Here is a 6,973-nt window from a genome sequence, read left to right on the forward strand (position 1 = left end):
GTCGAAGGGGACGAGGGCGGGCATCTCCTCGGCCGCCGGGGGCAGGGTGGCGGTCGCGGCGGAGCGCAGGGCCTCCGGGGTGATGCCGTGGGACGCGAGGACGAGTCCGGCCAGGCCCTCGGGCTCGGCCAGCAGGCCCAGCGCCAGGTGCTCGGTGCGGATCTCGGCGTTGTTCGCGGCGCGCGCCTCGTTCTGCGAGGCGACGACGACGTTGCGGGCGCGGGGGGTGAACCGGGAGAAGCCCGCTTCGGGGTCGAGGGCGGCGTCGCCCTCCTTGTCGGCCTTGGGGACGAAGCGCTTCTGGGCGGCCTGGCGGGTGACCCCCATGCTGCGGCCGATGTCGGTCCAGGAGGCGCCGGAGCGGCGGGCCTGGTCGACGAAGTGGCCGATGAGGTGGTCCGCCACCTCACCGAGGTGCTCGGCCGCGACGACGGCGCCGCTGAGCTGCTCCAGGGTGTCGGCGTGGGAGTTCTTGATGGCCTCGATCAGCTCGTCGAGGCGGACGGGGTTGGCGATGCGGACGGGTTCCACGGAAGGGTTCGTCATAGGTGCAACCCTAGGTTGACACCTGGGTGGTGTCAACCGTCGGTTGTCACTACGGGGGTGGAGGGAGCTGGGGACGCGTTCCCTCCATCCCCGGGCGCGTGCGACCGTCAGGCGGCCGGCTGGTTCTGGGCCGTCAGCAGACCCAGCAGCTGGTCCATCTCGCTCCGCCAGATGCGGTGCACGTTCATGCGGGTCGGCTTCGCCTGGCCGGGGAGCTGCATGCGGAACGAGCTCCAGATGGCGTTGCGCTTGGCCTCGGTGATGGTGCCGACCGCCTCGTGCGGCGGTATCGCGAAGACGATCTCCTGCGGGCGGTTGCTCATCCGGCTCGCCCGGTGGAGCACCACGGCCTGCTCCGTCACGGTGACGAAGTAGTAGCTGAGGAACGCCTGGCCGATGAGGCCGAACATGCTCATCAGCCACACGCTCGGGCCGGCGATGGCCTGGATCGTGACGATGGGGCGGTCGGCGGGGTTGGCCTGGGCGAGGGCTTCGGCCACCTGCTGCTGGATCGTGGCCTTCTTGACGGCCATGGGTCCTCCTGAGCGGAATTTCACGGCCCCCGTCGTCGGGGGCACCGCAGAGTACCGGCCATGTGGCGGGGATTTCGCGCCAGGCCGGGGGTGTGGGCCGTGCGCCCTGAATTGGGCTCGGCCGCCCGCCTCGCGGGGAGTTGGAGCGATTGATTCCGTTTGACGCCCAGGCTCTTCGGCCGCCTCGTTCCCCAACTCCCCATGCCCTATTGTGCGTTGACCCCGCTGGACGAAGAATGCAGTGCACATGTCAACCGAAGGATCTTCGGTACGCATTCGTCACCAGAGGGGAACCCCCACATGAACAAGCCTCTCGCCGGCGCCGTGTTGTCCCTGCTCCTGACCGGAGCGGCGGCAACTCCGGCCGTGGCCCAGGCCTCCACGCCCCAGCAGGCCGCCGCCGTCACCTACGCGGGCACGGTCGCGCTCAGCAACTGCTCCGGCTCCGTGGTCCGTACGCCCGCCTCCCAGCCGGACGACCCCGCGCTCGTCCTGTCGAACGGGCACTGCCTGGAGACCGGCTTCCCGGCGGCGGGCGAGGTGCTCGTCAACCAGGCGTCCAGCCGCAGCTTCTCCCTGCTCAACGCCTCGGGCTCCAAGGTCGCGACCCTGCGCGCGAGCAAGATCGCGTACGGCACGATGACGGACACCGACGTCTCGCTCTACCAGCTGACCAAGACGTACGCGCAGATCCAGAGCCAGTACGGCATCGCCGCCCTCACCCTGAACGACACCCACCCCGTGCAGGGTTCCTCGATCAAGGTGGTCTCCGGCTACTGGAAGCGCACCTACAGCTGCAGCGTCGACGGGTTCGTGTACCGCCTCAAGGAGGGCGACTGGACCTGGAAGGACTCGGTCCGCTACACCTCGTCCTGCAACACCATCGGCGGCACCTCCGGCTCGCCGGTGATCGACACGACGACCGGCAAGGTCGTCGCCGTCAACAACACGGGCAACGAGGACGGTCAGCGCTGCACGGACAACAACCCGTGCGAGGTGGACCAGGCGGGCAACGTCACGGTCCGCCAGGGCATCAACTACGCCCAGGAGACGTACGTCCTCGTCCCGTGCATCGGCCCCGGCAACCAGATCGACCTGAACCGCCCGGGCTGCACCCTGCCGAAGCCGTGAGCCCCGTCTGACCCACCCGCCCCGCGGCCCCGCCGCCTCCGTCCGACCGGAGGCGGCGGGGCCGCGGTGCGTGCCCCCGCGCCTCGGGTCGGCCGGGGGCGATCTTCGCCGCCGATGTGATGACCGCCACAAGGTGGCGCCTTCCCGCAGGTCCCGTCGTTGGTCCCCGGGGAAGTGCCCGGCGGGGGCGGTGGAGGGCGTTCCGCCTTCGGTGGGACGGGGTTGCCGGGTGCGGCGCGGTCGGCTTGACAGGGAAATCGAACATCCATTCTGATGAGTTATCCACAGCCGAAACGGGCGTGGAAGCGCATTGTCAGTGGCAGGCGTTAGCGTCAATGGCGTGAAGCGATCGACTCAAGCAAACCGGGTGGAACCCATGGCAGGCACCGACCGCGAGAAGGCTCTCGACGCCGCGCTCGCACAGATTGAACGGCAATTCGGCAAGGGTGCGGTCATGCGCCTCGGCGACAAGCCGAACGACCCCATCGAGGTCATCCCCACCGGGTCGACCGCGCTGGACATCGCCCTCGGCGTCGGCGGTCTGCCGCGCGGCCGCGTGGTCGAGATCTACGGCCCGGAGTCCTCCGGTAAGACGACCCTCACGCTGCATGCCGTGGCCAACGCGCAGAAGGCCGGCGGCACCGTCGCCTTCGTGGACGCCGAGCACGCGCTCGACCCCGAGTACGCCCGCGCGCTCGGTGTCGACACCGACAACCTCATCCTGTCCCAGCCGGACACCGGTGAGCAGGCCCTCGAGATCGTCGACATGCTGGTCCGCTCCGGCGCCCTCGACCTGATCGTCATCGACTCCGTCGCGGCGCTCGTCCCGAAGGCGGAGATCGAGGGCGAGATGGGCGACTCGCACGTCGGTCTCCAGGCCCGTCTGATGAGCCAGGCGCTCCGCAAGATCACGGGTGCGCTGAACCAGTCCAAGACCACCGCGATCTTCATCAACCAGCTCCGCGAGAAGATCGGCGTGATGTTCGGCTCGCCGGAGACCACGACCGGTGGCCGCGCGCTGAAGTTCTACGCCTCCGTGCGCATCGACATCCGACGCATCGAGACCCTGAAGGACGGCACGGAAGCGGTCGGCAACCGCACCCGCTGCAAGGTCGTGAAGAACAAGGTCGCGCCGCCCTTCAAGCAGGCCGAGTTCGACATCCTCTACGGCCAGGGCATCAGCCGCGAGGGCGGCCTGATCGACATGGGCGTGGAGCACGGCTTCATCCGCAAGGCCGGTGCCTGGTACACGTACGAGGGCGACCAGCTCGGCCAGGGCAAGGAGAACGCCCGCAACTTCCTGAAGGACAACCCCGACCTCGCCAACGAGATCGAGCGGAAGATCAAGGAGAAGCTGGGCGTCGGCGTGCGCAAGGACGCCGAGGGCGGCGAGGCGGCCGCGGCCACCGCGCCGGCCGACGCCTCCGTGCCCGCGCCGGCGTCGAAGGCCAAGCCGGCGGCCAAGGCCGCCGTGGCCAAGAGCTGACCGTGCGGGAAGAGCGGGAGAGGGGCGGCAGAGCCGGGGGCAGCCGTGAGGGCCGCCAGGAGCTGCCGCCCCAGAGCCCCGAGGAGCAGGCGCGGGCGATCTGTCTGCGCCTGCTCACCGGGATGCCGCGCACCCGGCGGCAGCTCGCGGACGCCCTGGCGAAGCGGGGCATCCCCGAGGAGGTCTCCGAGGCGGTCCTCTCCCGGTACGAGGAAGTGGGCCTGATCGACGACGCCGCCTTCGCCGGGGCCTGGGTCGAGTCCCGGCACCGCGGCCGGGGCCTGGCCCGCCGGGCGCTCGCGCAGGAACTGCGGACCAAGGGGGTGCACACCACCCTCGTCCAGGAGGCGCTGGAGCAGCTGGACTCCGAGCAGGAGGAGCAGACCGCCCGCGAGCTCGTGGAGCGCAAGCTCCGCTCGACCCGGGGGCTGGAGCGCGACAAGCGGATCCGGCGCCTGGCGGGGATGCTCGCGCGCAAGGGGTACCCGGAGGGCAGGGTACCCGGAGGGCATGGCCCTGCGGGTGGTGCGCCGCGCACTGGAGACGGAAGGCGAGGACGCCGACGACCTGGGCTACCCGGGGGACTGACCCCCGGGCGGGGTGGGGGTAGCCCCCGGAAGGGGACGCCGGAGCACTCCAGTGCCGGCATCGGTGCCCTCCGACAGGGTTGACCGCATGATGCTGCGTTACGCCCTTCGGACCGTCCGGCACCGCAAAGCCGGCTTCCTCGGAGCCTTCGTCGCCCTGCTGTGCGCGGCGGCCCTGATCACCGCCTGCGGCACCCTCCTGGAGACCGGGCTCCGGGGCCGGATCGCCACCGAACGCTACGCGGGCACCCCGGTCCTCGTCTCCGCCGACCAGAACGTCCACCAGACGACGGTCAAGGAGAAGAAGGGCAAGGCCAAGACGAAGCACAAGGCCAAGCCCGTGGCCGAACGGGCCTGGCTGCCGGCCGCCACCGTGGACACCGTCCGCTCCGTCCCCGGCGTCGGACGGGCCGTCCCCGAGCTCACCTTCCAGGCCGTCCCGCTGACCGGGGCCGCGGGCACGGCGAAGCCCTCGTACGGACACGCCTGGACCTCCGCCGTGCTCACCCCCTTCACCCTGGCCGAGGGACACGCCCCCCGGGCCGGGGACGAGGTCGTCATCGACCGGGACCTGGCCGCCCGGGCGGGCCTCGCCACCGGAGCCCGGCTCACCGTGCAGGCCACCGGCGACCCGAAGACCTACACGGTCAGCGGCGTGGCCCGCACCGCCGCCGGAGGCCTCGCCCACCAGAGCGCCCTCTTCTTCTCCGACACCGAAGCCCAGCGGCTCGCCGCCCGCACCGGCCAGGTCTCGGCCATCGGCGTGCTGCCCCGGCCAGGCGTGGACCCCGGCGAACTCGCCGCCCGGCTCACCCGGACCCTCGCACCCACCACCGCCCAGGTCTCCACCGGCGACGACCGGGGCCCGGTCGAGTTCCTCGACGCGGCCGGCGCCCGCGTCAAGCTGGTCTCCATGGGCGGCGCGATGGGCGGCACCTCCCTCCTCGTCGCCGTCCTCGTGGTCGCCGGCACCTTCGCCCTCTCCGTCCAGCAGCGCCGGCGCGAACTCGCCCTGCTGCGGGCCATCGCCGCCACCCCCCGGCAGCTGCGCGGCATGCTCGGCCGCGAGGCACTGATCGTCGGCCTCGCCGCCGGGATCGCCGGCGCCCTCGCAGGACTGCCGCTGGCCGCCTGGCTGTACGGCCGCTTCGTCGCCACGGGGGCCGTCCCGGCCACCCTGGAACGCACCGCCGGGATCTTCCCGATGATCGCGGCCGTCGGGGCGAGCCTGCTCGGAGGCTGGGCCGCGGCCCGGATCGCCGGGCGGCGCACCACCCGGGTCCGTCCCGCCGAGGCCCTGGCCGAAGCCGCCGTCGAGCGGCGCCGCCCCGACTGGACCCGCACCCTCGCCGGACTGCTCCTGCTGGCCGGCGGGGCCGTACTGGTCGTCGTCCTCGGCTCGCTGCGCACCGAACCGGCGTCCACGCCCGTCACCTTCCTGGCCGTGGTGGTGCTGGCCGGGGCCGTCTCGCTGCTGGGCCCGCTGCTGGTCCGCGTCGCGTCCGCACTGCTCGCCGGACCGCTGGCGCTGACCGGCCCCGGCGGCCGCCTGGCCACCGCCAACCTGCGCGGCAACGCCACCCGCATGGCGTCCGCCGTCACCCCGCTCACCCTGCTGACCGCGATGACCTGCACCGTGCTCTTCATCACCCCCACCCTCGGCCACGCGGCCCGGACACAGGCCCGCGAGGGGGTGCGGGCCCCGTGGGTGCTCAGCGCGCAGGGACCGGGAGTCGGCCCGGAGGCGGTGGAACGGGTCCGCCGCACGCCCGGGGTCACGGCGGCGACCGAGATCGTGCGCACCTCCGTACGGGTCGGCCTGACGAAGTACGCGGCCCAGGGCGTGACCCCGGCCGGCCTGACCCGCACCTGGGACCCCGCGGTCACCGGTGGCAGCCTCGACGGCTTCGGCGAGGGCCGGGTGGCGGTCAGTGAACTCGCCGCCGGGCAGCTGGGCCTGAAACCGGGCAGCCCGCTGACGCTGACGCTGGGGGACGGGACCCCGGTGACGCTGACGGTGTCCGCCGTGTACGCGCGGGGGCTGGGCTTCGGTGACGTGACGCTGCCGCACGCGCTGGTGGCCGCGCACGTGGACAACCCGCTGGCGGGCAGCGTGCTGGTGGCGGCGGAGCCGGGGGTCGGCCGGGAACGGCTCGCGGCCGCCGCGGGCGTCCCGGTGCTGTCGGCGGCGCAGGCCGACGCGGCGCGGGAGCGGCGGGACGCGGCCGGGGCGGAGGTCAACCTGCTGGCGATGGGCCTGGTGCTGGCCTTCACCGCCATCGCGGTGGTCAACACCCTGGCCATGTCCACGGCCGAACGGTTCCGGGAGTTCGCGCTGCTGAGGCTGGCGGGGGCGCAGCGGCGGCAGGTGCTGCGGATGCTGCGGGCCGAGGCGGTGGGGGTCCTGCTGATGGGGGTGGTGCTGGGGGCGGGCATCGCGGCCGCGGTGCTGACGGCCTTCAGCCTCGGGATGACGGGGGTGGCTGCGCCGGTGGTCCTGCCGGTGGTGTGCGCGGGGGTCGTCGGAGGGGCGGCCCTCCTGGCCCTCCCGGCCGTCGCCGTCCCGGGCCGCCTGGCCCTCCGTCTCCGCCCGGTGGACGTGGCGACGTCGGCCTGACCGGGGCGGCCGGTGCCGCTGCGCGGAGCCGGTTCCCCTACCCGCCCTTCCTCCGTTCCCAGGGGCTCCGCCC

General features: G+C 72.8%; 5 protein-coding genes and 1 pseudogene. 4 read left to right on the plus strand and 2 right to left on the minus strand.

What is annotated here, in order from left to right; all coding sequences use genetic code 11:
- Positions 1-546 (minus strand): Clp protease N-terminal domain-containing protein (locus VR44_RS23210; RefSeq protein WP_045949513.1); only part of this gene is annotated, 546 nt, incomplete at its 3' end.
- Between the two features lie 107 nt (positions 547-653).
- Positions 654-1,079 carry a hypothetical protein gene (locus VR44_RS23215; RefSeq protein ID WP_045949514.1) on the minus strand — a complete coding sequence of 142 codons (426 nt, stop codon included), beginning with the start codon at positions 1,077-1,079 and terminating at the stop codon, positions 654-656.
- Between the two features lie 300 nt (positions 1,080-1,379).
- On the opposite strand from VR44_RS23215, the gene VR44_RS23220 reads away from it, so the two are divergent.
- From VR44_RS23220 to VR44_RS23235, 4 genes and pseudogenes are all read left to right on the plus strand, one after another.
- Entirely contained in the window at positions 1,380-2,210 is an 831-nt protein-coding gene (locus VR44_RS23220; RefSeq protein WP_045949510.1) for a S1 family peptidase, read from the plus strand.
- 376 nt (positions 2,211-2,586) lie between these two features.
- The gene (gene recA / locus VR44_RS23225) at positions 2,587-3,696 is read left to right on the plus strand and encodes a recombinase RecA (protein ID WP_045949511.1); all 1,110 of its coding nucleotides are present in this window, start codon (positions 2,587-2,589) and stop codon (positions 3,694-3,696) included.
- A pseudogene (recX, locus tag VR44_RS23230) lies at positions 3,606-4,367 on the plus strand (recombination regulator RecX); the annotation flags it as partial. The gene recA and the pseudogene recX, both read left to right, overlap by 91 nt.
- A gap of 4 nt (positions 4,368-4,371) precedes the next feature.
- A complete protein-coding gene (locus tag VR44_RS23235) occupies positions 4,372-6,900 on the plus strand; it encodes an ABC transporter permease (protein WP_045949512.1) in 2,529 nt (842 codons plus the stop codon).
- The last annotated feature ends 73 nt before the right edge of the window (positions 6,901-6,973 follow it).

It is taken from the genome of Streptomyces katrae (assembly GCF_000966975.1).
Lineage (GTDB): Bacteria > Actinomycetota > Actinomycetes > Streptomycetales > Streptomycetaceae > Streptomyces > Streptomyces katrae.

Bases quoted from the DNA above. Each gene is read 5' to 3' on its own strand.
- recA (WP_045949511.1), top strand. From the start codon at position 2,587: ATGGCAGGCACCGACCGCGAGAAGGCTCTCGACGCCGCGCTCGCACAG.
- VR44_RS23235 (WP_045949512.1), top strand. From the start codon at position 4,372: ATGATGCTGCGTTACGCCCTTCGGACCGTCCGGCACCGCAAAGCCGGC.
- VR44_RS23215 (WP_045949514.1), bottom strand. From the start codon at position 1,079: ATGGCCGTCAAGAAGGCCACGATCCAGCAGCAGGTGGCCGAAGCCCTC.
- VR44_RS23220 (WP_045949510.1), top strand. From the start codon at position 1,380: ATGAACAAGCCTCTCGCCGGCGCCGTGTTGTCCCTGCTCCTGACCGGA.